This window comes from Leifsonia sp. Leaf264 (genome assembly GCF_001422325.1).
GTDB lineage: Bacteria > Actinomycetota > Actinomycetes > Actinomycetales > Microbacteriaceae > Orlajensenia.
The window spans coordinates 419,900-442,085 of sequence record NZ_LMMR01000004.1 but is presented as its reverse complement, the minus strand read 5'-3'; the positions used below and the strand labels follow the sequence as shown (position 1 = coordinate 442,085).

Below are 22,186 nucleotides of genomic sequence, written 5' to 3'. Positions count from 1 at the left end.
CGGTTCCCCGACGTTCTCAGTGCCGAGCGGAAAGAGCGTGCATCGCCGTGGCCACCCTGGCGGCATCCGTCGTCTCGATCCAGGTCGTGTTCGGGTACCGCTTGAACCAGCTCACCTGACGGCGCGCGTAACGGCGAGTGAGCGCCTGAGTGAGGTCGATCGCCTCGGACTCGCCGATCTCCCCACGCAACTGAGCGAGTGCCTGGGCGTAGCCGATCGCACGGCTGGCCGTGACCCCGCGCTCGATGCCGGCGGGGATCAGCGCCTCGACCTCGGCGAGCATGCCGTCAGCCCACATCTGCTCGACGCGGGCGTCGAGCCTGGGGACGAGTTCAGCGCGATCCACGGCCAGTCCCACCATGGCGAGCGGCTGCCATTCGACGGGTTCATCGGGAAGCGAGGCCGCGTGCGGTTCCCCCGTGATCGCGATGATCTCGAGTGCGCGCACCAGGCGGCGCCCGTTCTGCGACCCGATGCGTGCGGCGGCGTTGGCATCGAGCTCTTTCAGCCGCTGGTAGAGAAGACCGGGGCCGCGCTCGATGAGCTCGGCCTCGAGTTCGGCACGGAGAGCGGCATCCGTTCCTGGAAAGCGGAAGTCGTAGACCACGGAGGAGACGTAGAGACCGGAACCGCCGACCAGGATCGGCACCGCACCACGCTCGCGGATACCCGTGATGACGGCACGCGCCTCCGCCTGGTATCGGGCGACGCTCGCCTCCTCGGTGACCTCGAGAACGTCGAAGAGATGGTGACGGATGCCGCGACGCTCGCCCGGCGCCAGCTTGGCCGTGCCGATGTCCATGCCGCGGTACAGCTGGGAAGCGTCGGCGTTGACGATCTCGACGTCGTGCCCGTCGGCGATCAGCTGCTCGGCGATGTCGAGGGCGAGCGCCGACTTTCCGGTGCCCGTGGCGCCGACGACGGCGACCAGCGGCAGCGCCGCCGCGTCAGTGGGCGTGCTCACCCGGGGCGTGCGCGGCAGTGAGGCCGAGGTCGGTGCGCGGGCGCAGCGTCGGGAGGCCGAGCGCGACGATGCCGGGGGTACCGTCGCCGCCGGCGCCAGTGGCGGGGACAGCGCACGACTCGGCCTGCGCGAGATCCCACGCGTCGCCGGCCCGGGTGCGACGGATGCGGAGCGGCTGGCCCGGCGCTGCGTCGGCGATGAGGTGGAACGGGGCGGCTTGCGTCACGACGACCGAGACGACGTCGCCGGGTCGGGGAAGGTCCGAGCCTTCGGGCACCTCGAAGTGCACGAGTCTGCTGTCTTCGGCGCGACCGCTCAGGCGGTGCGTCGCGGCATCCTTCCGCCCCTCGCCGTTGGCGACGAGCACGTGCACCTCGCGGCCGATCACCTTCTGGTTCTCCTCCCAGGAGATGCGCTCCTGCAGGGCGACGAGTCGCTCGTAGCGCTCCTGCACGACGGCCTTGGGCACTTGGTCCGGCATCGTCGCGGCAGGCGTGCCGGCACGGATCGAGTACTGGAAGGTGAATGCCGAGGCGAACCTGGCCGCTTCGACGACGCGCATGGTCTCGAGGAAGTCCTCCTCGGTCTCGCCGGGGAAGCCGACGATGATGTCGGTGCTGATGGCGGCATCGGGCATCGCGGCTCGCACGCGGTCGAGGATGCCGAGGAACTTCTCGGACCTGTAAGAACGCCGCATGGCCTTGAGGATGCGGTCGGAGCCCGACTGCAGGGGCATGTGCAGCTGCGGCATGACGGCGTCGGTCTCGGCCATCGCCTCGATGACGTCGTCGGTGAAGGCTGCCGGATGCGGGCTGGTGAAACGGATGCGCTCGAGACCGTCGATGGCGCCGGCAGCGCGCAGCAGTTTGCCGAACGCGAGCCTGTCGCCGAACTCGACCCCGTACGAGTTCACGTTCTGGCCGAGCAGGGTGACCTCGATGGCGCCGTCGTCGACGAGGGCCTGGATCTCACCGAGAACGTCTCCCGGACGGCGATCCTTCTCCTTGCCGCGCAACGACGGCACGATGCAGAAGGTGCAGGTGTTGTTGCAGCCGACGGAGATGGACACCCATCCGCTGTAGCTGGAGTCGCGCTTGGTCGGCAGCGTGGAGGGGAAGGTCTCGAGGGAGTCGAGGATCTCGAGCTGGGCCTCGTCGTTGTGCCGCGCGCGCTCGAGCAGCCGCGGGAGGGCCCCCATGTTGTGCGTGCCGAACACCACGTCGACCCACGGCGCCTTCTCGAGGATGGTGGTCTTGTCCTTCTGGGCGAGGCAGCCGCCGACGGCGATCTGCATGCCGTCGTGCCGCTTCTTCACCGAGGCCAGGTGGCCGAGATTGCCGTAGAGCTTGTTGTCGGCGTTCTCGCGCACGGCGCAGGTGTTGATGACCACGATGTCGGGCTCGACATCGACCGCTCGGACGTAGCCGGCGGCTTCGAGAGAACCGCTCAGACGCTCGGAGTCGTGCACGTTCATCTGGCATCCGAAGGTGCGCACCTCGAAGGTGCGTGCCCGTCCGTCGTCGTCGAACGCCGCGACTGAAGGCGCGATGAAAGTCGGTTCGCTGCTGACGACGGTACTGCTCATGCAGACCAGTGTACGTTCAGCGGGCGCGTCGTCCGATCGCGGAGAAGGCCGTCTTCACGGCCTCGCGCGAGACGCTCGACGAGTAGCCCTTGCGCATCAGGAAGGAGAGCAGGCGACGCTCGGCCGTCTCGTCGTCGAGTGAGCTCATGCGGCTGAGTCGACCGGCCGCGAGCTCGGTTGCAGGACCGCTCTCATCGACCGAGAGCTCGTCGAGCACGGCGCTCATCGCGTGCTGATCAAGCTTGCGTCGGCGCATCTCGGCCTCCACTGCTGAGCGACCGAGGCCCTTGCGTTCATGGTGCGTGTGCACGATCTGCTCGGCCAGGCGGGTGTCATCGAGGTATCCGACCCGTTCGAAGCGCTCGATGAGTTCTTCGGCGGCTCCCCCGTCGAGCTCGAGCTCCACGAGCACCGCCCGTGCCTCGGCCACCGAGAGTGACCGGCCGCGGAGTCTGCGCGTGAGGACGTTCTCGGCCTCGAGCAGGTCGCGCGCCGGGTCCGCCCCGGGGACGCGGCGCTGCACGACGAGCTCGTCAGCTGCGGCATCGGCGTCTGACTCGGACCCCGCCCAGGGAAGATACGAGACCGGGGCGAGATGCTCGTCGCCGCTACCCGTGCTGTTGCTCGTGCTGCTGTTCGACGGCATGTGTCTCTCCCCGGTCTCGGATGGATGTGCGGCTGCGGCGCTAGGCGCCCTTGCGCTTGGCCGTGATGGACTCGACGTTCGCCGGAACCTCGCTGGCCAGGGCCGCGTCGCTCGCTGCCTTCGCAGCGGCACCGGCGATGCCGACGCCCAGCTTGCCGAGGATCTTGGTCTCGATCTCGAGGGCGATGTCGGGGTTCTTCAGCAGGAAGTTGCGCGAGTTCTCCTTGCCCTGTCCGAGCTGGTCGCCGTCGTAGGTGTACCAGGCCCCCGACTTCTTCACGATGCCATGGTCGACACCGAAGTCGATCAAGGAGCCCTCGCGCGAGATTCCGACCCCGTACAGGATGTCGAACTCGGCCTGCTTGAACGGGGGCGCCATCTTGTTCTTGACGACCTTGACGCGCGTGCGGTTTCCGACGGCCTCGGTTCCATCTTTCAGGGTCTCGATGCGACGGATGTCGAGCCGCACCGAGGCGTAGAACTTCAGCGCCTTGCCACCAGCAGTGGTCTCGGGGCTGCCGAAGAACACGCCGATCTTCTCGCGCAACTGGTTGATGAAGATCATCGTGGTGTTGGTCTGGCTCAGGCCACCCGTGAGCTTGCGGAGCGCCTGCGACATGAGGCGGGCCTGGAGGCCGACGTGCGAGTCGCCCATCTCGCCCTCGATCTCGGCGCGGGGCACGAGCGCCGCCACGGAGTCGATGACGATGAGGTCGATGGATCCCGAACGCACCAGCATGTCGGCGATCTCGAGGGCCTGCTCACCGGTGTCGGGCTGCGAGACGAGGAGGGCGTCGATGTCGACGCCGAGCTTCTTGGCGTACTCGGGGTCGAGGGCGTGCTCGGCGTCGATGAAGGCCGCGATGCCGCCGGCGCGCTGGGCGTTGGCGATGGCGTGCAGGGTGAGCGTGGTCTTACCCGACGACTCCGGACCGTAGATCTCCACGATGCGACCGCGCGGGAGTCCTCCGATGCCGAGCGCGACGTCGAGCGCGATCGAACCCGTCGGGATGACGGCGACTGGTGCGCGCTCATCGCTTCCGAGGCGCATGACCGACCCCTTGCCGAACTGGCGGTCGATCTGGGCGAGAGCAGTCTCGAGCGACTTCTCGCGGTCTGCAGCTGAGGGCATCATGGTCTCCTTCTGTCGGTGTTCCGTCGCCTCTAGGCTGTCGTGTCGCGTGAGGCAAGAGCGGGCGCTCATGAACCGGGCACGCGACTGACAAGGCAGTCAGCAGTTCATCGCTGATGGAAAGGACGCTACGCCGAGCCTCCGACATTGCTCGGATGGCCGCGGCGACAGTGGACTGGCCGTCTTCGATTCGCTGCTGTTGAGGAGCCTAGCAAGATCCGAACATCCGTTCGACCAGATGGGACGGCGTGTCGTGAGCGTCCTAGCGACGCGGCTCGCGCAGCCCTGCCCCGTACCGGCGGTTCTCGGGCACGTCCATGGCGGCGCAGAGGGCGAACCAGACGTCGCGCGGCCGGGTGCCGGCGGCCAGGGCCTCGTCGCCGGTGACGTTGCCGAGGTCGGGCAGCACGAGATCGCGGAGCAGGGAGCGCCCGTAGGCGTCACCGAACTCCTCCTGAACGGCGAGACGGAACTCGCTGGACTTCACGAACACTCCAGGTGGGACGAGGCGAACAGGGAAGAGAAACGCCAGCCGGTCGATGACCGGCTGGCGTTCGAGACGTTGCTGGGACTCAGCGTACAAGCAGCTCGGCATCGAAGTCGACGACGAGGTCCTCGGGCACTGTGTCGGGGATCGGGTTGATCCCCTCGAGTACGGCGAGGCGGTCGCCCACCTCGCGCATGATGACTGAGATCGGAGTGTCGAGCGCATCGGCGACCGACGCGAGGATCTCGCTGGATGCTTCCTTCTGTCCGCGTTCGACCTCGCTGAGGTAGCCGAGAGCGACGCTGGCCTTGCTCGCAACCTGACGGAGCGTGCGGCCCTTCTGCAGACGGAAGTCCCTGAGAACATCGCCGATTTCCTGACGAACCAGAATCATTGGAACCCCCTTCTGTGCTGCCAGTCCACCCCGGTGCGGGTGAGTTGATACAGAGTACGACAGGTACTCCGTTAATCCAGCGTACTGCGCTGTTCCGGCGTTTTCTTGTGAATACGCCCGATGTAACGGCGAGTTAACGCAGACTATTCCGCACCATCGCGCAGCAGGCCGAGGGTGGAGTCGATCGCAGCCGTCACGACGGCGGCGCGGATGGACGCCCGGTCGCCGTCCAGGGCGAGCTGGACCACCGACATCCGCTCGCCGATGGAGATGCCGATGAAGACGGTGCCGACCGGCTTGCCGGTCTGCGGGTCGGGGTCGGGACCGGCGACGCCGGTCGTACCGATGCCGACCTCGGCGTCGCGTCCGTCCACGGCGAGCACCCGTCGGGCTCCGGCCGCCATCTGCTCTGCGACCTGCGGATGCACCGGCCCGAACTCGCCGAGGAGGGCTGCGTCGACGCCCAAGACGCTGCGCTTGACCTCCGTTGCATAGGCGACGACACCGCCGTTGACGACGACGGATGCGCCCGGGATACGGATCAGCTCGGCGGCCAACAAGCCGCCCGTGAGCGACTCCGCGACGGCGATGGTGAGTCCGCGCCGCGCCAGTTCGGCCACGAGCGCGGCCGTTGAGTCGCGGACGGCGGCCTCAGGCATCCGTTCCCGAGGGTGTTCCCGGAGTGGTGCCGGTTGCCGGCAACGCTCGCTTGAGCTTCCACGCCGACACCAGGTACTCGATGCCGGACCACACCGTGAGCACGAAGGCCACGCCCATCGCGATCCAGTTGACCCAGAAGATCCAGTCGCCGAACACGGTCCAGAGCGGCACGAGGGCGAGCGAGATGGCGATCGACTGCGCGATGGTCTTGCGCTTGCCGCCGCGGGACGCAGGCACGACGTTGCGACGCGACAGTTCGACCATGCGCCAGACGGTGATGCCGATCTCGCGCACGAGGATGATGATGGTCACCCACCACCACAGCTCACCGAGGATCGACAGGCAGACGAGGGCGCCGCCGGTGAGCAGCTTGTCGGCGATCGGATCGAGGATCTTGCCGAGGTCGGTGACGAGCCCCTGCCTGCGGGCTATGGCACCGTCGACGCCGTCAGTGGCAATGGCCACGATGAAGACGATGGCGGCCCACCAGCGCAGCGCCCCGTCGGCCCCGTTGTCGGCCAACAGCATCCAGAAGAACAGCGGTGCGAGCAGGATGCGCACGACAGTGATCAGGTTGGGCACGTTCCAATTGGAGGCGCGAGGCACCTCGGCGTCGAGCGAAGCCATGTCAGTCCCTGCCGGTCAGGTTCCAGGCGTCCTCGTCGGAATCGCCCTCCTCCTCAGGATAGCCCTCGGTCATGCGAGCGACCGGGTCGTCACCGTAGGGGTCGACAGGAGCTCCGGTGGGCTGAGCACCCTGCTGAGCACCTTGCTGCACCGTCGTCTGCTGGGGAGCTGACGGGGCAGCGGATGCCGCACTCGGCCCTGGAGCCGATCCATCATCCTCGCCGCGCAGGCGAGCCAGCACGCCGGGCAGCTGTTCCGCCGTGACCAGCACGTCGCGGGCCTTCGATCCCTCGGAGGGGCCGACGATCTCGCGCGACTCGAGCAGGTCCATGAGGCGGCCGGCCTTGGCGAAACCGACGCGCAGCTTGCGCTGGAGCATGGAGGTGGAGCCGAACTGGGTCGACACCACGAGCTCGGCTGCGGCGAGCAGCAGCTCGAGGTCGTCGCCGATGTCGGAGTCGATGGCCTTGCGCTCGGCCGAGACCGCGACATCCGGCCTGTACTCCGGGCGTGCCTGGCGCGTGACGTGCTTGACGACGCGCTCGATCTCGCTCTCGCTCACCCACGCGCCCTGCACGCGGAGCGCCTTCGACGCCCCCATCGGGAGGAACAGCGCGTCGCCCTGGCCGATGAGCTTGTCGGCGCCCGGCTGGTCGAGGATGACGCGGGAGTCGGTGACGCTGGTGACGGCGAAGGCCAGACGGGACGGCACGTTCGCCTTGATGAGGCCGGTGACGACGTCGACGCTCGGACGCTGCGTGGCGAGCACGAGGTGAATTCCGGATGCTCGTGCCAGCTGCGTGATGCGCACGATCGAGTCCTCGACGTCGCGGGGGGCGACCATCATGAGGTCGGCGAGCTCGTCGACGACCACGAGGAGGTAGGGGTAGGGCTTGAGCTGACGCTCGCTGCCTGCCGGAAGGATGATCTCCTCGTTGATGACGGCCTTGTTGAAGTCGTCGATGTGCCTGAAGCCGAACGACGCGAGGTCGTCGTAGCGCATGTCCATCTCCTTCACGACCCAGGAGAGAGCCTCGGCGGCCTTCTTCGGGTTCGTGATGATGGGCGTGATCAGGTGCGGGACGCCGGCGTACGGTGCGAGCTCGACGCGCTTCGGGTCGATGAGCACCATGCGCACGTCGGCCGGCGTGGCACGCATGAGCAGGCTCGTGATCATGGAGTTCACGAAGCTCGACTTGCCGGAACCCGTCGATCCGGCGACGAGGAGGTGGGGCATCTTGGCGAGGTTGGCGAGCACGAATCCGCCGCCGACGTCCTTGCCGACGCCGATGGTCATCGGATGGGTGCTCTTGGCGGCTGCGCCCGAGCGCAGCACGTCGCCGAGGGTGACGATCTCCCTGTCGCTGTTCGGGATCTCGATGCCGATCGCACTCTTGCCGGGGATGGGCGAGAGGATGCGCACCTCGTTCGATGCGACGGCGTAGGAGAGGTTCTTCGAGAGGGCCGTGACACGCTCGACCTTCACGCCGGGGCCGAGTTCGACCTCGTACTGGGTGACGGTCGGGCCGCGCGAGAAGCCCGTGACGCGGGCGTCGACGGAGAACTGCTGGAGCACGTCGGTGATGGCGCGCACGACCTCGTCGTTGGCCGCCGAGCGGGTCTTGGCCGGTGCCCCGGCGGCGAGAGTGGAGGCCGCGGGCAGGTGGTACGGAGCGGTGGGCTGGTCGGCGACGGGCGCGACGCCTGCCTGGTCGAATGCGGCACCGGCGGCAGCGAATCCGGGGAGCACGCCGGGGGCGGCATCCGGAATGCCGGCACCATCGGCGAGGAGGCTCGTCGCTCCCCCGACCTCGCCGGTGAAGCGCTTGACGGCATCTTCAGCGGCCTGCAGGTCGGCCATGACCTCGGTGCCGTAGTGGTCGCCGTCGACGCCGCCGCGGCCGTCGGCAGTGGTCGGACCGACGCCCTCGAGCGCGCTGTCGAAGCCCCCCTCCGGGGCGCCGCCGAAGACATCCGTGAGCCCGTCGACACCGGCGGCCTCGAAGGCCGGATCCTCTTCGCGTCCGCTGGTGTTGCGTCGCCACCACGGCAGGTTGTCGGGGGTCGAAGACTCACCGTCACCGTCGCCGTCTCCGTCGAGGCCCAGGCTGTCGATGCCATCGAGTTCGACGGCCTGCGAGCGCTCCTTCTTGGCGGTCTTCGCGGCGAGACGAGCCTCGTCGCGCGCCTCCTCGTCGGGCAGGTGCGCGCCGAACAGCCAGGCGTAGAGCTCCCGCATCCGCTGCGGAATGCGGTTGGGCGGTGTCTTGGTGATGATGAGCAGCGACAGGGCGATCAGCACGATCATCACGACTGTCGCGAGCCACGGCCCGACGAGCATCATCGGCCAGGTGATCATCCAGCCCAGGATGCCGCCGGCACGGGCGAGCACCTCCATGCCGTCGCTCGGGACCGGCTGGCCGCCGAAGACATGGCAGAGTCCGGCGATCGACACCAGGAGGATGCCGAGGCCGATACCGATGCGGGAGTTGTCATGCACTGACGACGGATGCCGGAACAGCCAGACGGCGAACACCAGCATGATGATCGGGAGGGCGAACGCGACGCGGCCGACGAGGCCGCCGAATGTCCAGGCGTCGAGGGTCTGCGCGACGGGCTCGTTGATGAGGAACCACTCGGTCACGGCGCCGGCGATGGCGAGGAGCACGATGAAGAAGGGGAGGCCGTCGCGGCGCTCCTCCTTGGCGAGTTGCTCGGGTCCGAGGGCGCGGGCCGCTCCCCCGGCGACGTGGGCCAGGCCCATCCACCCTCGTACGACGATCGAGGGCTTCTCCTCGACCTCGCTGAACTTCAGTGTCTGCGCGCTGGACCTGGTGTTCCCGCGCGGCGCAGCCTTGGCCGGGGCTTTCGCCGGGGTCTTGGCCGGTGGCTTCGCCGCGCCTCCGCGCGACGAAGGGGTCGCGCGAGCGCGACCTGTCGCCTTGGTGCTCGTAGCCATGGTTCCACGGTACTTCCGGCCCCGGTCATTCCCGCGGAGGTCGGGTCGGGTGTCTCGCGATCGGGTGGAACCGGGATCACTTCTCACTGCCATCCCGGGATCTCCTCTGCCTAGACAGAGGGGGTGCCGGCATCCGCCCGCCCTCGATCGAAGGAGAGACCATGTCCCCGACCACCAGTGCGACGTCGACGCTCGCACCCCTGCCCGGCGTCACAGCCTTCACCGACCGCCGCTTCTACCTCGTCGGCGGCTGGGCGGCGATCATCGGAGCCCTCGTCTACATCGTGCAGCCGATCATCGTGTTCACCTTCTTCCCTCCGACGGAGTCGACCGATCCGCGTGCGATCTTCGACGACGTGGCGTCGATGCAGGCGAAAGCGTGGACGGGCCCGGTGGAGGTCGCGCTCTTCACGGCGATCGGTGCCGCGATCATCGTCCTGGCTGTGGCCGTCGGCCGTCTTCTCGCCGAACGGGCGAGCCTGGGCGCCATCTGGCCGCGAGTGACCACCAGCCTCGGCATCATCTCGGGCGCCGGATGGTTCTTCGCCGCAGCAGTGGGAGCCGCCCTGCGCAGCTCCGTCGGGGCTGCACTCGCGGAGACCGGAGCAGACCAGGTCATGCAGCGAGCTGTCATCCAAGGAGTGAACATCATGGTGACGGCAGGCCTCATGCTCGCGGTCATCGCCTTCGGCGGCTGGCTGATCGGTTTCATCGTGCTCGGCAAGCGCGGCGCCCTCATCGGGTGGCCGCTCGTCATCGTCAGCGCACTGATGCTCTGCGCCGTCCTGAGCGCTGCGTTGCCGACCGTGCCGCCGCTGGGCGTCCTCCTGCTGATCCCGTTCCTGCTCGTCCTGGGCATCGCGTTCCTCACGAAGGCGCGGACCGCGCGGCGCTAGGACGTCGGGATCCGCGGTGGGATGATCCTCATCATGGAGGGTGAAGACCTGCTCGTCGTCAGCCAGGTGGCGGTGGCCGTCGTGGGTCTCGCGCTCGCGGCCGGCATCGTCGTCACCCTCGTGCGCCGCCGAGCGACGGGTCGGATCTGGGTCAGCGCCGTTCCGGTTGTCGTCATCGTCTCCGGCACCGGCGTCGGCGCCTTCGCAGCGAGCGATCCTGCGCTCCAGCTCATCTACGGGGCCGCCTGGTTCGGCCTGGCTCCCCTCATCCTCGCCACCTATCCCGACGGCCGCTTCGTTCCGCGGTGGACGACCGTACCTGTCGTGGCGGCCCTGGGCGTCACTGCCGCGTGGCTCATCAGCGCGGGCCGACTCTCAGAGCTCTGGTGGTGGCAGATCTTCGCGATCGGTGAGATCGCCATGGTCTCCGCTCAGGTCTATCGCTACGTACGTCGATCGTCGACTGCGGAGAGGGAGAGTGCGCGCTGGGTGGTGCTCGGTGTCCTCGTCACTGTCGAGGCCTACGCCGTCCTCACCATCGCCTCCGGTTCGGTGGCGTCCACGGGATCGGCGTCCGTGGCACTCGCGAACTTCGCCATCCTGCCGTTGGTGTCAGGTCTGGCGATCGGCATCATCCGCCCGGGGTGGGTCCACGCTGACGAACTGCTCAGGGTCGTGCTCTTCCTCACTCTCGCCGTCGTCGTCCTGGGCACGGGGTTCTGGTTCACGTCCATCGCGACCGCCGCCATGGGATTCCCCGCGGAGACGACGTGGATCACCGCGGCGATCGTGGTCGCGACTCTGGCCATCCCCGTCGCGCAGCTGTCTGCGTGGTGCTCGGAACTCGTCGTCTACAGGGGCAGGTCTTCCCCCTCTGCGGCAGTCTCACTCCTCAGTCGCGCCATCGGCGCCCAGGGCGATGCACGTCTCCTCCCGGTCACGGTTCTGGAGACGGTCATGATCGCCCTGCGAGTGGACGGAGTGAGGCTTGACGGCCCGCCGCCCCTGCGTGCCGAGGTCGGCGACGCCTCGGAGATCGCGGCATCCTTCGAGATCGTCTATCAGGGTGAACTGCTCGCGACCATCGGCGTGCCGGCGCGATCGTCGGAGTCCGACCTGACGGCCCGCGATCATCGGGTGATGCGCGAGCTGGCTCTTCACGCGGCCCCGGCCCTGCACGGTGCCCGCGCACTCGCCGATCTCGCGGACGCTCACGCCAGACTCCTGCTGGCGCGGGAGGAGGAGCGTCGCGCGCTTCGCCGTGACCTGCATGACGACCTCGGCCCCGCACTCTCGGGGCTCGGACTCGGAGCCGCGGCGATCGCGAGGCTGAGCGTCCACGCCTCCCCCGACGTCGCCCAGCTCGCCGCGCACCTGCAACACGACATTCAGGCAGCCGTCATCCAGACTCGCGAGATCAGTCACGACCTCCGTCCACCGATCCTCGATGACCGCGGTCTGGTGGAGGCCATCCGGCACCGCATCCACGGCCAGGAGGCCGATTCCCTCAGCATCCGGATCGACGCCCCCGACGACAGGCTGGTGGTGCCGGCCGCCGTCGATCTCGCGGCCCTGCGCATAGTGCAGGAGGCCGTGACGAACGTGCGGAGGCACGCGCGAGCCCGGGCCTGCACAGTCACGCTGACGCTCGACGGGGACGAACTCCACGTCACGGTCACCGACGACGGCATCGGGCTCCCCACCCGCGTGCGCAGCGGTCTGGGACTCGAGTCGATTCGCACCAGGGCCACGGAGTTGGGCGGGACCGCCGCCTTCGGGCCGAGCGAGTCTGGTGGGAGCCGGGTTCACGTCGTCCTCCCGTTCGCGTCTGGAGGTGCTCGGTGACCCGCGTCGTCGTCGTCGATGACCACCCGGTCTTCCGCCGGGGACTCTCCGCCCTGCTCTCGGCATCCGGCGTGGAGATCGTGGGCGAGGCAGCGAGCGGCAATGAAGCCATCCTCGTCGTCGATCGCACCCGCCCCGATCTCGTGCTCATGGACCTGGGACTGCCCGACATCGGCGGGATCGAGGCCACGGAGCGGATCACTGCCCGGCATCCGGACGTTCGAGTGATCGTGATCTCCCTGTACGACGACGAGAACTCCGTGCGTGCAGCCCTCGACGCCGGCGCCCTCGGATATCTCGCGAAGGATTCCACCCCCGAACAGATCATCGCTGCGGTGCAGGCGGCCGAGATGGGGGCGAGCATGTTCGGGCCCGGCATCCGGATTCCCGGGAGCATGCCGGCACCTGAGTCTCTCCACCTCGCCATGCTGACTCGTCGCGAGAAGGCGATCGCCGAACTTCTCGGCAAAGGCCTGTCGAACCCCGTCATCGCCGAACGGCTCGGACTCTCGGCCAAGACCGTCGCCAACTACGTCTCGATCGTGCTGCTCAAGTTGGGTGCGGAGAACCGCAGCGATGCCGTCGCGCTGGTGCGAGGACGACCTGGTCGCTGACGCGGCAGTCCAGCGGATGCCGGAGCTCAGCGCAGGTTCTTGACCATGGTGTCGCGACTGACGGGGGTGGCGACCGTGACGAAGCCCTCGCTGCGATAGAGGTCGGCGGCGTGATTGCCACGCTCGACGCTCAACGTCAGGCGCGCGTGGCCGGCCGTGCGGGCGATCGACACGACTTCGCGGAGCAGCGCGCGCCCGGCACCCTGCGCACGCCAGATGGGACTGACCCCGAGGATGAGTTCCGGCACCCCGACGGCGACGAAGCCGTGCCCAGGCGCGTTCGTGGGGAACAGCCGGAACCAGCAGGCTCCGACCGGCACGCCGTCGGAGTCCACGGCGACGACTCCGGCGTCGCTGGGACGCTGCCAGCCGGTGACGTAGCGGGTGTAGTCGGGGTCGGCCAGAACGCTCACGCGCTGCCTGCTGGCGCTCGGGTTCCAGTTCGCAGCCTCGACGACCATGTCGGTCAGGAAGCGCGAATCGCTTCCGACCGCTGCGCGGAGGCCGAATGCCGTCATCCTCAGATCGTAGGGCGCGCGCGTTACGAGCGGATTACGAATGTGGCCGCGGACCGGCGCGGGCGCGCTGGTGCTGCCGGCCGCCGACCTGCTGGGTGCTGCCGGCTGCGGACTTGCTGGTGCGGACGCGCTGCCGCGGCCGGCTGCCGCCGTGTGAAGGAGATCGCGCCTCCGTGTGAAGGCAAACAGAGGACGAGCCGCGGGATTCCGCGGGTCGCCCTCTGCCGATGCCTTCACATGGTGGACGGCGCCGGAGCCTACGCCTCGATGACCAACGGCACGATCATCGGACGGCGGCGGAACGACACGTTCACCCAGCGTCCGACGACGCGGCGCACGACCTGCTGCAGCGCGCGCTGGTCGCGCACGCCCTGCTGCGAGGCCTCGACGAGGGCCGCCACGATCTTCGGCTTGACCGAGTCGAAGACGGTCTCGTCCTCGGCGAATCCGCGGGCGTGGATCTCGGGCCCGGTGATCACCTTGCCGGTCGCGGCATCCACCACGACGATGACCGAGATGAAGCCCTCCTCGCTCAGGATGCGGCGATCCTTGAGGTCGGCATCCGTGATCTCACCCACGGTCGAGCCGTCGACGTAGACGAAGCCGAGGTCGAGCTGGCCGACCACCTTCACCTCGCCGGCCTTCATGTCGAAGACTGTGCCGTCCTCGCCGAGGAAGGTGTTCGCCTCGGGGATGCCGGTCTGCTGGGCGAGCGCGGCGTTCGCCCAGAGGTGCCGCCACTCGCCATGCACCGGGAGCACGTTCTTGGGCTGCAGGATGTTGTAGACGTAGAGCAGCTCACCGGCGGCAGCGTGGCCGGAGACGTGCACCTTCGCGTTGCCCTTGTGCACGACGTTGGCGCCGAGCTTCGTGAGGCCGTCGATGATGCGGTAGACGGCGTTCTCGTTGCCGGGGATGAGGCTGGAGGCGAGGATGACGGTGTCGCCCTCCCCCACCTCGACGGCGTGATCGCGGTTGACCATGCGGCTGAGCACGGCCATCGGCTCGCCCTGAGATCCGGTCGACATGTAGACGATCTTGTCCTCGGGAACGTTGCCGGCCTTCTTGTAGTCGACCAGCACGTTCTCGGGCACCTTGAGGTAGCCGAGGTCGGCGGCGATGGTCATGTTGCGCACCATCGATCGGCCGAGCAGCGCGACGCGGCGGCCGTTGGCGTGAGCCGCGTCAAGCACCTGCTGCACGCGGTGCACGTGGCTGGAGAAGCTCGCGACGATGACCTTGCCGGTCGCCTTGGAGATGACCTGGTCGAGCACCGGGCCGATCGCGCGCTCGGGGGTGGTGAATCCGGGTACGTCGGCGTTGGTGGAGTCGACGAGGAACAGGTCGACGCCGCTCTTGCCGAGGCGGGCGAACTCGCGCAGGTCGGTGAGGCGGCCGTCCAGCGGCAGCTGGTCCATCTTGAAGTCGCCTGTGGCCATGACTGTTCCGGCAGCCGAGTGGATGACGACGGCCAGGGCATCCGGAATCGAGTGGTTCACGGCGACGAACTCGAGGTCGAACGGCCCCATCGCCTCCATGTCGCCTTCCTTGACGGTGAGGACGAACGGCTTGATGCGGTGCTCCTTCAGCTTCGCCTCGATGAGGGCGAGCGTGAGGCCGGATCCGATGAGGGGGATGTCCGCGCGCAGCTTCAGCAGGTAGGGGACGGCGCCGATGTGGTCCTCGTGGCCGTGCGTGAGCACGACGCCCACGATGTCGTCGAGACGGTCGCGGATCGGGCTGAAGTCGGGCAGGATCAGGTCGACGCCCGGCTGGTGCTCCTCGGGGAAGAGCACACCGCAGTCGACGATGAGGATCTTGCCGTCGATCTCGAACATGGTCATGTTGCGACCGATCTCGCCGAGGCCTCCGATCGGGATGATCCTCAGGGTTCCCGGCTCGAGCGGGGCTGGTTCGAATACTTCTCCGGGCATATGCCCTCCTTGTTTACTTCTTCACGTGCTGGATTCGTTCCAGCGCTAGCGTGTCGTGCCCGCGATTCGGGGCAGTGCGCCGCCTGCTGCGGCATTGCGATCGGGGCGGAAGTTCGAGAAATCGACTCCCGGGATGTCGCGGACGAGGTCGATCTCGTCCTCGATCTGGGCGGCCTCCCACTCCTCGGGGCCGACGAGCGGCAACCGCACGCGGGGGCTGCCGATGCGGCCGAGGCCGTGGAGGATGTACTTGGCCGCGACGGTGCCGGGCACGTGCGTCATCACCGCGCGCACCAGCGGTTCGAGCTTCTTGTGCGCATCCGTCGCCGTGTGGAGATCGCCCGCGTTCACGGCGTCGACGATGGTGCGGTACGGCTTTGCTGCGATGTTGGCCGTGACTCCGATGAGACCGGATGCTCCGATGGCGAGGTGCGCGAGGATGTTCGCGTCGTCGCCCGAGAAGTACATGAGGTCGGTCTGGTTGAGCACGCGGCTCACCTCGCTGAAGTCGCCCTTCGCGTCTTTGACGGCGAGGATGTTGGGGTGCTTCGCGAGGCGGAGAATCGTCTCGTACTTGATGGGCACGCCAGTGCGACCGGGGATGTCGTACAGGATGACGGGCAGGTCCGTGGCATCCGCGACCATGCGGAAGTGCGTGAGGATGCCGGCCTGAGTCGGCTTGTTGTAGTACGGCGTGACGATCATGTTGCCATCGGCGCCAGCCTTCTCGCTCTGCTGGGCGAGCTGGATGGCGTGGGCGGTCTCGTTGGAGCCGCCGCCGGTGATGATCTTGGCGCGTCCGGCCGAGACCGACTTGCCGACCTCGACGAGCTTCAGCTTCTCCTGGTCGGTCAGGGTGCTGGTCTCGCCCGTGGTGCCGGTGACGACGATGCCGTCGGCGCCCGCGTTGATGACGTCGTCGATGTGCTTCTCGACTCCCGGCCAATCCACCTCACCATCGGCGGTGAACGGTGTGACGAGAGCGACAAGGACCTGACCGAAGGGGTTTTGCGTCGACACGCCCTCCAGCGTATCGGTTCGGGCGGTGCCGTCGCCTCGTGTGTCGCGCGGCGGCAGTCCGTGCTGCGCCCATCCGCTGTCGCTGCCGCCCCTGCCGCCGTGTGAAGGCGAATGGGCCGCCGTGTGAAGGCAACCCGGGACGAACGCCCGGAATCCCGCGGAATTGTCTTTCGGTCCGCCTTCACACGGCGGCGCGAAGGTGGACTCCCGCCCTCACCAAGGCGACGATCTCGGCGATCACAGCGGGGAGGTCGTACATCACCTCGACGTAGTCGAAATGCAGCACGACATAGCCGCTGGCTGCAAGCTCGCGATCGCGTTTCGAATCACGGATGCGAGCGTGATGCACTTCGCTGTCGATCTCCAGAATCAACCGATCGCCGACGAGTAGATCGCCCCGGCGACGACCGACCTCGAACTGCGGCCGGGCGATGATGCCCGCCGCATTCAGCGCGAAACGCACCATGGACTCGGTCCCCGTCTCGGGGGCGCCGTCGACGACATCGAAGCCCTGCCGCTTTTCCAGCGGCAGCGAGCCGAGAACGGACCGCCACTCGTCCTGACCGATACGACCGAGACGAAGCGCCGAATCGATGACCGCCGCCGCCCGGGGCGCTTCGACGTCGTCGATGACCTGTGGGATCCAGATCGTGGCCGGAACGATGAACGGATGCTGACCCGACCGGTCATCGTTCCAGTGCAGTACCAGACCGGGATCCACGACCTCCGTGCTCCGCTGGAACGCGGTGGACCGTGCCCGCGGGCGGCACGCATTGTGGGGAAGAGCGACATGGAACCGCTGATCAGGCGGCGTCCAGATGCCGAGAGCCGCTGCCGCAGTCGTGCCGGTCAGCCGACCCCCGACCCTGGCTGCCACCCGCCGTTCCACGTCGACCTCCGGGCAGGTGAACCAGCCCTTGCGTACGCGGTAGATATCGCCGCGAAGCACCGCCTTCTGAATCGCCGCCGGAGTGAGACCGGCCTCACGAAGTGCGCTCGACGGCGCCAGGCCGCCAGCTTCGTGGACGATGTGGTGAGCGTTCATCTGCCCGAGAGTGGCGTGGTCCGGGCAGCGCGTGTACGACGCCCGCATCATCTGGGGCAGGTTTGCTCCCCACGCGAGCTGCGGAGGAGTGCCGACAGCCGCCGTGTGAAGGCGTGACGAAAGCGCAGATCCCGGAATTGCGGGCCTGTTCTCCCCATTGCCTTCACACGGAGGGCGAATCGCCTTCACACGGCGGAGGGAGCCGCGGGTCAGCGGCGGGCGTAGGTGAGGAAGCGGTACTGGAGGCCCGTACGGGAGGTGTGCCAGGAGACGGGTTCGGCGTCGGCCGGATCGGTGGCGGCGACAGACCAGCTCGCGTCCAGGTGCGGCGCCTGGGTGTCGCCCTCGAACGCTGCATCGATCTCGGTGACCTCGAGCAGGTCGGCCTCGTCGATGACGGCGGAGAAGAGCTCGGCTCCCCCGATGATCCAGATGCGCTTGGGGGCGGCATCCGGCACCTGAAGCGTGCCCGTAGCTGGCGCGTCGGTCGCGACGGGCGCGGGCGCGACGGGCGCGACGGGCGCGACGGGCGCGACGGGCGCGACGGGCGCGTCGGTCGCAGGCAGGGGCGCCGATGACGCGGCGAGTGCCACGGCGGACTGGACGGAGTGCGCGACCTCTGCACCCTCAGCGGCCCAGTCGGCCTGGCGGGTGACGACGATGTTGCGGCGACCGCCGAGGGGCCGGAACCGCGGCGGCAGCGAGTCCCAGGTCTTGCGCCCCATGACGACGGGGGCACCGAGCGTGACCTGCTTGAAGTGGGCGAGATCCTCGGGCAGGTGCCAGGGCATGACACCGCCGCGTCCGATGGTGCCGTCGGAGGACTGGGCCCAGATCAGTCCGAGGGCGACGGATGCGGCTTCGAGGCCGGCTGCCGTCCCGGCAGCACCGGGCGCAGCGGGCGCACCGACGATCTCAGGGCCGGTCACGCCTGCAGGGGCAGCGCCGGCAGCGGCAGCGGCATCCGTCATACCGCGACGGCGCCGCGGATGGCGGGGTGGTGCTCGTAGCCCTCGACGACGAAGTCGCCGTACTCGTAGTCGAAGATGCTGTCGCGCTCGGCATCGATGCGCACAGTCGGGTACGGGTACGGGTCGCGGGAGAGCTGCTCGGTGACCTGGGCGACGTGGTTGTCGTAGATGTGGCAGTCTCCGCCGGTCCAGACGAACTCGCCGGGCTCGAGGCCGACCTGGTCGGCGACCATGAGCGTGAGCAGTGCGTACGACGCGATGTTGAACGGCACCCCGAGGAACATGTCGGCGCTGCGCTGGTAGAGCTGGCACGACAACTTGCCGTCTGCCACGTAGAACTGGAACAGCGCGTGGCACGGGGCCAGCGCCATGTTCGGGATGTCGGCGGGGTTCCAGGCCGACACGATGAGGCGACGGGAGTCGGGAGTGGCGCGGATGGCGTCGATCACGTCGCTGATCTGGTCGATCTGCTCGCCCGACGGCGTCGGCCACGACCGCCACTGCACGCCGTAGACGGGGCCGAGCTCGCCGGCGGCATCCGCCCACTCGTCCCAGATGGTGACGCCGTTCTCGCGCAGCCAGCCCACATTGCTCTCGCCGCGGAGGAACCACAGCAGTTCGTAGGCGATCGACTTGAAGTGCACGCGCTTGGTCGTGATGAGCGGGAAGCCCTCGGCCAGGTCGAAGCGGATCTGCCTGCCGAACACGCTGCGCGTTCCGGTGCCGGTGCGGTCGGTCTTCTGCACGCCGTGCTCGAGCACATCGCGCAGCAGGTCCTCGTATGGGGTGGGGATCGTGGCGCTCATCGCGTCGATCGTATCGCGGGCCGGCGACAGCACCGAGGCATGCGGAGCGCGTCGCCTTGTTCCGGTCGACGGATGCCGCTCCCCCGCGTCATCACAGGTCACATTTCCCCGCGCGCGCGGGTGCTGAGGGAGCATGGGCGGATGTCGTGGATCCTCGCCGTCTCCGTCGCCCTGGCGCTGGTCGCCGCGACGACGGCGCTCGGGTTCTGGCTCCGGTCCCGCGACGGACGCATCACCGTGACGGATGCCGCCCCATCAGCCGCGCTGGCCTCCGACGGCAGCGAAGCCGCCGTCACTGCGCCGTCCGACCTCGCCATCGTCGTCACCCCGGCCGACGTCGACAGCGCGGAGCCGTTCGGCGAGAACGCGACCCTGCTGCAGTTCTCCACCGAGTTCTGCTCGCGCTGCCCGCAGACACGCGTGCTGCTCGGCGCGATCGCGGGCGAACACGCCGGAGTTCGTCACCTCGACGTCGACCTGACGCACCGTCCGGACATCGCCCGGCGCTACAACGTGCTGCAGACGCCGACCACCCTCATCCTCGACGGACGCGGGACCGTGCGCGCCCGAGTGGGCGGCGCGCCCGACCGACGCGCCGTCGCCGACCGCCTCACCATCATCATCGGGAGCCCAGCATGACCGCAGACAACCAGACCCGCCCCAGCGGTACGGCAGTGCCGAACAGCGCCTCGCCCCAGGCGATCCCCGACGGCATCGACCCGCGCGGTCCGCGCTTCGTGGCCACCATCACCGCCGTGCTCCTCCTCATCGATGTCGTGCTCGGACTCGCCGGCGCCGAGCTCGCGGCGCTGTTGCTGCTCGCCGCCGTTGCGGCGACCTTCGCGTGGACGACCATCGCCGGCATCCGCCGGCATCCGTTCGCCATCCTGTTCCGCCGCGTCGTGCTCCCTCGTCTGAAGCCGACCACGGAGCGCGAGGACCCGCGTCCGCCCACCTTCGCGCAGGGTGTGGGCCTCGTCGTCACCGGCGTCGGCGTGATCCTCGGCCTGTTCGGCATCGCACCGGCCGTCACCATCGCGGCAGCCCTCGCCTTCGTGGCCGCATTCCTCAACTCGGCGTTCGGATACTGCCTCGGCTGCCAGATCTACCTGCTCCTCCAGCGGCTGCGCCCCAGCGCGGCGTAGGACCCAGAGCACGGCCACGCCCGCGGCCGCGTCCGCGACGCCGGGCCCGCGATGCCCGATCAGCGCTGCGGGCCCGCGATCCCCCGTCGGGGCGTAGATACCCGGCGTGCAGTTCCTTAGGGTGGGAGGAAGTCCACTTCGAGGAGGAACCCATGGCGCTCACGAGCGAGGCAACGACGGTCTGGAACGGCGAACTGTTCACCGGGAACGGCACGGTGACGTTCGATTCCTCGAAGGTCGCGACCTTCCCCATCAACTGGAAGGCACGGGCCGACGGCGAGTCGGGCACGACCAACCCCGAGGAGCTCCTCGCCGCCTCGCACGCGAGCTGCTTCTCCATGGCGTTCAGCAACGAGCTCACCAACGCCGGTCACCCGCCGACCTCGATCCAGACCACAGCTGCGGTCACCTTCGTGGCCGGAACCGGCGTGACCGGTAGCCACCTGCTGGTGAACGCGACGGTTCCCGGCATCTCGAGCTCAGACTTCGAGTCGATCGCGCAGCTCGCCAAGGCCAACTGCCCCATCTCCAAGGCCCTCGCCGGCATCCCCATCACGATCGAAGCCACGTTGGCCTAGGCGCTGACGGCATGCGCATCCTCGTCTCCGGGGCGTCGGGCTTCATCGGCAGCGAACTCGGCCACTCCCTCACCTCCCACGGCCACGAGGTGCTGCGCCTGGTCCGCCGCGCGCCGACGCGGGTCGACGAGGTGGAGTGGCATCCCGAGAGCGGTGTGATCCCCGGCGGCATCATGGACGACGTCGACGCCGTGATCAACCTCTCGGGAGCGTCGCTGGCCCGGCTGCCGTGGACGCCGAAGTGGAAGCGCGAGATCTTCACCTCCCGCATCCGTGCCACCCACACGCTGACCGATGCCATGCGCACGGCATCGAATCCGCCGTCGATCTTCCTGAGCGGTTCGGCCGTCGGCATCTACGGTGATCGCCCCGGCGAGAAGCTCACCGAGGAGTCACCCCGTGGCAGCGGCTATCTCGCCGACGTCGTCGACGCGTGGGAGAAGGCCGCCCGCCGCGCGCCGGACGGGGTGAGGGTCGTGACCATGCGCACCGGGCTCGTCGTCGGACAGGGCGGCGTGCTCTCGATCGTCGAGCTGCAGAGCCGACTCGGACTCGCCGGCCCGATGGGGAACGGCAAGCAGCACTGGCCGTGGATCACGCTGCCCGACGAGGTGGCCGCCATGCGTCACCTGTTGAAGGCAGACATCTCGGGTCCGGTCAACCTCGTCGCCCCCGGGGCGGCATCCGCCGAGCGCATCATGCGCGCCTTCACCTCGGCGCTGCACAGGCCCTACCTGGTGCCGGCTCCCAAGAAGCTGGTCTCCCTCGCGCTGCAGGATGCTCGCGACCTGCTGCTGGCCGATCAGGAGGTCGTGCCCCAGAAGCTCGAGGCGAGCGGATTCCGCTACCAGCACGCGACGGCCGAGCAGGCCGTGGACTGGATGCTCAGCGGGCGTCGCCCGCGGCGGGATCAGCCCGAGACTCGGCACGCTCGAGCCTGATGGCGTGCGAGATGGCGCCGCGCGCCCGACGTCGGTCGCGCGCGGCGTCGTAGGCGAGCCCGAGGCGGAACCAATCGCGCCAGGACTCCGGATGCTCCTCCACGGCGCCCTGGAAGCGCGCGAAGTCGGCGGCGGCCTCAGCTCGATCGGGGCGGCCGGTCGCGCTCACCGTGAGCTCCTCGGCCGGCAGCTCGTTCTCGGCGTCGAGTCGCTTGACGAGGCGCTCACTGCCGAAGCCGAATGCGAGCTCACGCCAGAGCGCCCACACTCCGACGATGGGCAGCACGATCAGCGCGATCCCGATGAGGATGCCGACGAGCTCGCCTGTCATCAGGAACTGCACGGCACGCCAGCCGACCAGGACGAAGTAGATGACGAGCAGCACGGCCATGAGCCAGGCGGCGACGCGGGACTTCATG

Annotated in this window: 23 protein-coding genes; 7 read left to right on the top strand and 16 right to left on the bottom strand. The window is 68.6% G+C overall.

Annotated elements, in window-relative coordinates:
- Window positions 1–16 precede the first annotated feature (16 nt).
- The 9 genes from miaA to ASF30_RS07425 form a co-directional block, all read right to left on the bottom strand.
- On the bottom strand, window positions 17–964 hold the full coding sequence (miaA, locus tag ASF30_RS07465; RefSeq protein WP_082467572.1) for a tRNA (adenosine(37)-N6)-dimethylallyltransferase MiaA: 948 nt from the start codon (window positions 962–964) through the stop codon (window positions 17–19).
- Window positions 948–2,549, bottom strand: coding sequence for a tRNA (N6-isopentenyl adenosine(37)-C2)-methylthiotransferase MiaB (gene miaB, locus ASF30_RS07460; protein ID WP_055904047.1), 1,602 nt, complete (start codon window positions 2,547–2,549; stop codon window positions 948–950). The genes miaA and miaB overlap by 17 nt, the downstream gene beginning before the upstream one ends.
- 16 nt (window positions 2,550–2,565) lie before the next feature.
- Window positions 2,566–3,195: a regulatory protein RecX gene (locus tag ASF30_RS07455; RefSeq protein ID WP_055904044.1), complete on the bottom strand. Its 630-nt coding sequence runs from the start codon at window positions 3,193–3,195 to the stop codon at window positions 2,566–2,568.
- Between the two features lie 40 nt (window positions 3,196–3,235).
- Window positions 3,236–4,327: a recombinase RecA gene (gene recA / locus ASF30_RS07450; protein ID WP_055904806.1), complete on the bottom strand. Its 1,092-nt coding sequence runs from the start codon at window positions 4,325–4,327 to the stop codon at window positions 3,236–3,238.
- A 262-nt stretch (window positions 4,328–4,589) separates the two neighbouring features.
- A complete protein-coding gene (locus ASF30_RS07445; RefSeq protein WP_055904803.1) occupies window positions 4,590–4,814 on the bottom strand; it encodes a DUF3046 domain-containing protein in 225 nt (74 codons plus the stop codon).
- A gap of 85 nt (window positions 4,815–4,899) precedes the next feature.
- Window positions 4,900–5,208: a helix-turn-helix domain-containing protein gene (locus ASF30_RS07440; protein WP_055817878.1), complete on the bottom strand. Its 309-nt coding sequence runs from the start codon at window positions 5,206–5,208 to the stop codon at window positions 4,900–4,902.
- Between the two features lie 143 nt (window positions 5,209–5,351).
- Window positions 5,352–5,867 (bottom strand): CinA family protein, encoded by a 516-nt coding sequence (locus ASF30_RS07435; RefSeq protein WP_055904041.1) that lies wholly within the window; start codon window positions 5,865–5,867, stop codon window positions 5,352–5,354.
- Window positions 5,860–6,495, bottom strand: coding sequence for a CDP-diacylglycerol--glycerol-3-phosphate 3-phosphatidyltransferase (gene pgsA / locus ASF30_RS07430; RefSeq protein ID WP_055904038.1), 636 nt, complete (start codon window positions 6,493–6,495; stop codon window positions 5,860–5,862). Before pgsA ends, ASF30_RS07435 begins: the two co-directional genes overlap by 8 nt.
- Before the next feature lies 1 nt (window position 6,496).
- Window positions 6,497–9,454: an FtsK/SpoIIIE family DNA translocase gene (locus tag ASF30_RS07425; RefSeq protein WP_055904035.1), complete on the bottom strand. Its 2,958-nt coding sequence runs from the start codon at window positions 9,452–9,454 to the stop codon at window positions 6,497–6,499.
- 161 nt (window positions 9,455–9,615) lie between these two features.
- On the opposite strand from ASF30_RS07425, the gene ASF30_RS07420 reads away from it, so the two are divergent.
- The 3 genes from ASF30_RS07420 to ASF30_RS07410 are packed head-to-tail and all read left to right on the top strand — an operon-like array spanning window position 9,616 to window position 12,809.
- Window positions 9,616–10,350 (top strand): hypothetical protein, encoded by a 735-nt coding sequence (locus ASF30_RS07420; RefSeq protein WP_055904032.1) that lies wholly within the window; start codon window positions 9,616–9,618, stop codon window positions 10,348–10,350.
- Window positions 10,351–10,371: 21 nt separating this feature from the next.
- On the top strand, window positions 10,372–12,195 hold the full coding sequence (locus tag ASF30_RS07415) for a sensor histidine kinase (RefSeq protein WP_055904029.1): 1,824 nt from the start codon (window positions 10,372–10,374) through the stop codon (window positions 12,193–12,195).
- Window positions 12,192–12,809, top strand: coding sequence for a response regulator transcription factor (locus tag ASF30_RS07410; RefSeq protein WP_055904026.1), 618 nt, complete (start codon window positions 12,192–12,194; stop codon window positions 12,807–12,809). The genes ASF30_RS07415 and ASF30_RS07410 overlap by 4 nt, the downstream gene beginning before the upstream one ends.
- A 26-nt stretch (window positions 12,810–12,835) precedes the next feature.
- On the opposite strand, the gene ASF30_RS07405 is transcribed toward ASF30_RS07410, so the two are convergent.
- The 6 genes from ASF30_RS07405 to ASF30_RS07380 form a co-directional block, all read right to left on the bottom strand.
- Entirely contained in the window at window positions 12,836–13,327 is a 492-nt protein-coding gene (locus ASF30_RS07405; RefSeq protein ID WP_055904023.1) for a GNAT family N-acetyltransferase, read from the bottom strand.
- A 257-nt stretch (window positions 13,328–13,584) separates the two neighbouring features.
- Entirely contained in the window at window positions 13,585–15,261 is a 1,677-nt protein-coding gene (locus ASF30_RS07400; protein WP_055904020.1) for a ribonuclease J, read from the bottom strand.
- A 45-nt stretch (window positions 15,262–15,306) separates the two neighbouring features.
- Window positions 15,307–16,281 carry a 4-hydroxy-tetrahydrodipicolinate synthase gene (dapA, locus tag ASF30_RS07395; RefSeq protein WP_055904017.1) on the bottom strand — a complete coding sequence of 325 codons (975 nt, stop codon included), beginning with the start codon at window positions 16,279–16,281 and terminating at the stop codon, window positions 15,307–15,309.
- Window positions 16,282–16,462: 181 nt separating this feature from the next.
- Window positions 16,463–17,326 carry a DUF559 domain-containing protein gene (locus tag ASF30_RS07390; RefSeq protein ID WP_162240731.1) on the bottom strand — a complete coding sequence of 288 codons (864 nt, stop codon included), beginning with the start codon at window positions 17,324–17,326 and terminating at the stop codon, window positions 16,463–16,465.
- Window positions 17,327–17,535: 209 nt separating this feature from the next.
- A complete protein-coding gene (locus ASF30_RS07385) occupies window positions 17,536–18,297 on the bottom strand; it encodes a dihydrofolate reductase (protein ID WP_082467570.1) in 762 nt (253 codons plus the stop codon).
- Window positions 18,294–19,103 carry a thymidylate synthase gene (locus ASF30_RS07380; RefSeq protein WP_055904011.1) on the bottom strand — a complete coding sequence of 270 codons (810 nt, stop codon included), beginning with the start codon at window positions 19,101–19,103 and terminating at the stop codon, window positions 18,294–18,296. The genes ASF30_RS07385 and ASF30_RS07380 overlap by 4 nt, the downstream gene beginning before the upstream one ends.
- A 141-nt stretch (window positions 19,104–19,244) precedes the next feature.
- On the opposite strand from ASF30_RS07380, the gene ASF30_RS07375 reads away from it, so the two are divergent.
- The 4 genes from ASF30_RS07375 (at window position 19,245) to ASF30_RS07360 (ending at window position 21,767) form a co-directional block, all read left to right on the top strand.
- Window positions 19,245–19,742, top strand: coding sequence for a TlpA family protein disulfide reductase (locus ASF30_RS07375; protein ID WP_055904008.1), 498 nt, complete (start codon window positions 19,245–19,247; stop codon window positions 19,740–19,742).
- On the top strand, window positions 19,739–20,248 hold the full coding sequence (locus ASF30_RS07370; RefSeq protein WP_055904005.1) for a DUF4395 domain-containing protein: 510 nt from the start codon (window positions 19,739–19,741) through the stop codon (window positions 20,246–20,248). Before ASF30_RS07375 ends, ASF30_RS07370 begins: the two co-directional genes overlap by 4 nt.
- Before the next feature lie 152 nt (window positions 20,249–20,400).
- Window positions 20,401–20,826 carry an OsmC family peroxiredoxin gene (locus tag ASF30_RS07365; RefSeq protein ID WP_055904001.1) on the top strand — a complete coding sequence of 142 codons (426 nt, stop codon included), beginning with the start codon at window positions 20,401–20,403 and terminating at the stop codon, window positions 20,824–20,826.
- 11 nt (window positions 20,827–20,837) lie between these two features.
- On the top strand, window positions 20,838–21,767 hold the full coding sequence (locus ASF30_RS07360) for a TIGR01777 family oxidoreductase (protein WP_055903997.1): 930 nt from the start codon (window positions 20,838–20,840) through the stop codon (window positions 21,765–21,767).
- Here ASF30_RS07360 and ASF30_RS07355 read toward each other — a convergent pair.
- Complete coding sequence (locus ASF30_RS07355; protein ID WP_055903995.1) at window positions 21,712–22,185, bottom strand: hypothetical protein; 474 nt, start codon at window positions 22,183–22,185, stop codon at window positions 21,712–21,714. The genes ASF30_RS07360 and ASF30_RS07355 overlap by 56 nt on opposite strands.
- Between the last annotated feature and the right edge of the window lies 1 nt (window position 22,186).

Bases quoted from the DNA above. Each gene is read 5' to 3' on its own strand.
- ASF30_RS07405 (WP_055904023.1), bottom strand. From the start codon at position 13,327: ATGACGGCATTCGGCCTCCGCGCAGCGGTCGGAAGCGATTCGCGCTTC.
- ASF30_RS07420 (WP_055904032.1), top strand. From the start codon at position 9,616: ATGTCCCCGACCACCAGTGCGACGTCGACGCTCGCACCCCTGCCCGGC.
- ASF30_RS07385 (WP_082467570.1), bottom strand. From the start codon at position 18,297: ATGACGGATGCCGCTGCCGCTGCCGGCGCTGCCCCTGCAGGCGTGACC.
- ASF30_RS07355 (WP_055903995.1), bottom strand. From the start codon at position 22,185: ATGAAGTCCCGCGTCGCCGCCTGGCTCATGGCCGTGCTGCTCGTCATC.
- ASF30_RS07380 (WP_055904011.1), bottom strand. From the start codon at position 19,103: ATGAGCGCCACGATCCCCACCCCATACGAGGACCTGCTGCGCGATGTG.
- ASF30_RS07455 (WP_055904044.1), bottom strand. From the start codon at position 3,195: ATGCCGTCGAACAGCAGCACGAGCAACAGCACGGGTAGCGGCGACGAG.
- ASF30_RS07365 (WP_055904001.1), top strand. From the start codon at position 20,401: ATGGCGCTCACGAGCGAGGCAACGACGGTCTGGAACGGCGAACTGTTC.
- ASF30_RS07360 (WP_055903997.1), top strand. From the start codon at position 20,838: ATGCGCATCCTCGTCTCCGGGGCGTCGGGCTTCATCGGCAGCGAACTC.
- miaB (WP_055904047.1), bottom strand. From the start codon at position 2,549: ATGAGCAGTACCGTCGTCAGCAGCGAACCGACTTTCATCGCGCCTTCA.
- ASF30_RS07415 (WP_055904029.1), top strand. From the start codon at position 10,372: ATGATCCTCATCATGGAGGGTGAAGACCTGCTCGTCGTCAGCCAGGTG.
- ASF30_RS07400 (WP_055904020.1), bottom strand. From the start codon at position 15,261: ATGCCCGGAGAAGTATTCGAACCAGCCCCGCTCGAGCCGGGAACCCTG.
- ASF30_RS07440 (WP_055817878.1), bottom strand. From the start codon at position 5,208: ATGATTCTGGTTCGTCAGGAAATCGGCGATGTTCTCAGGGACTTCCGT.
- ASF30_RS07435 (WP_055904041.1), bottom strand. From the start codon at position 5,867: ATGCCTGAGGCCGCCGTCCGCGACTCAACGGCCGCGCTCGTGGCCGAA.
- recA (WP_055904806.1), bottom strand. From the start codon at position 4,327: ATGCCCTCAGCTGCAGACCGCGAGAAGTCGCTCGAGACTGCTCTCGCC.
- pgsA (WP_055904038.1), bottom strand. From the start codon at position 6,495: ATGGCTTCGCTCGACGCCGAGGTGCCTCGCGCCTCCAATTGGAACGTG.
- ASF30_RS07390 (WP_162240731.1), bottom strand. From the start codon at position 17,326: ATGAACGCTCACCACATCGTCCACGAAGCTGGCGGCCTGGCGCCGTCG.
- ASF30_RS07375 (WP_055904008.1), top strand. From the start codon at position 19,245: ATGTCGTGGATCCTCGCCGTCTCCGTCGCCCTGGCGCTGGTCGCCGCG.
- ASF30_RS07370 (WP_055904005.1), top strand. From the start codon at position 19,739: ATGACCGCAGACAACCAGACCCGCCCCAGCGGTACGGCAGTGCCGAAC.
- ASF30_RS07425 (WP_055904035.1), bottom strand. From the start codon at position 9,454: ATGGCTACGAGCACCAAGGCGACAGGTCGCGCTCGCGCGACCCCTTCG.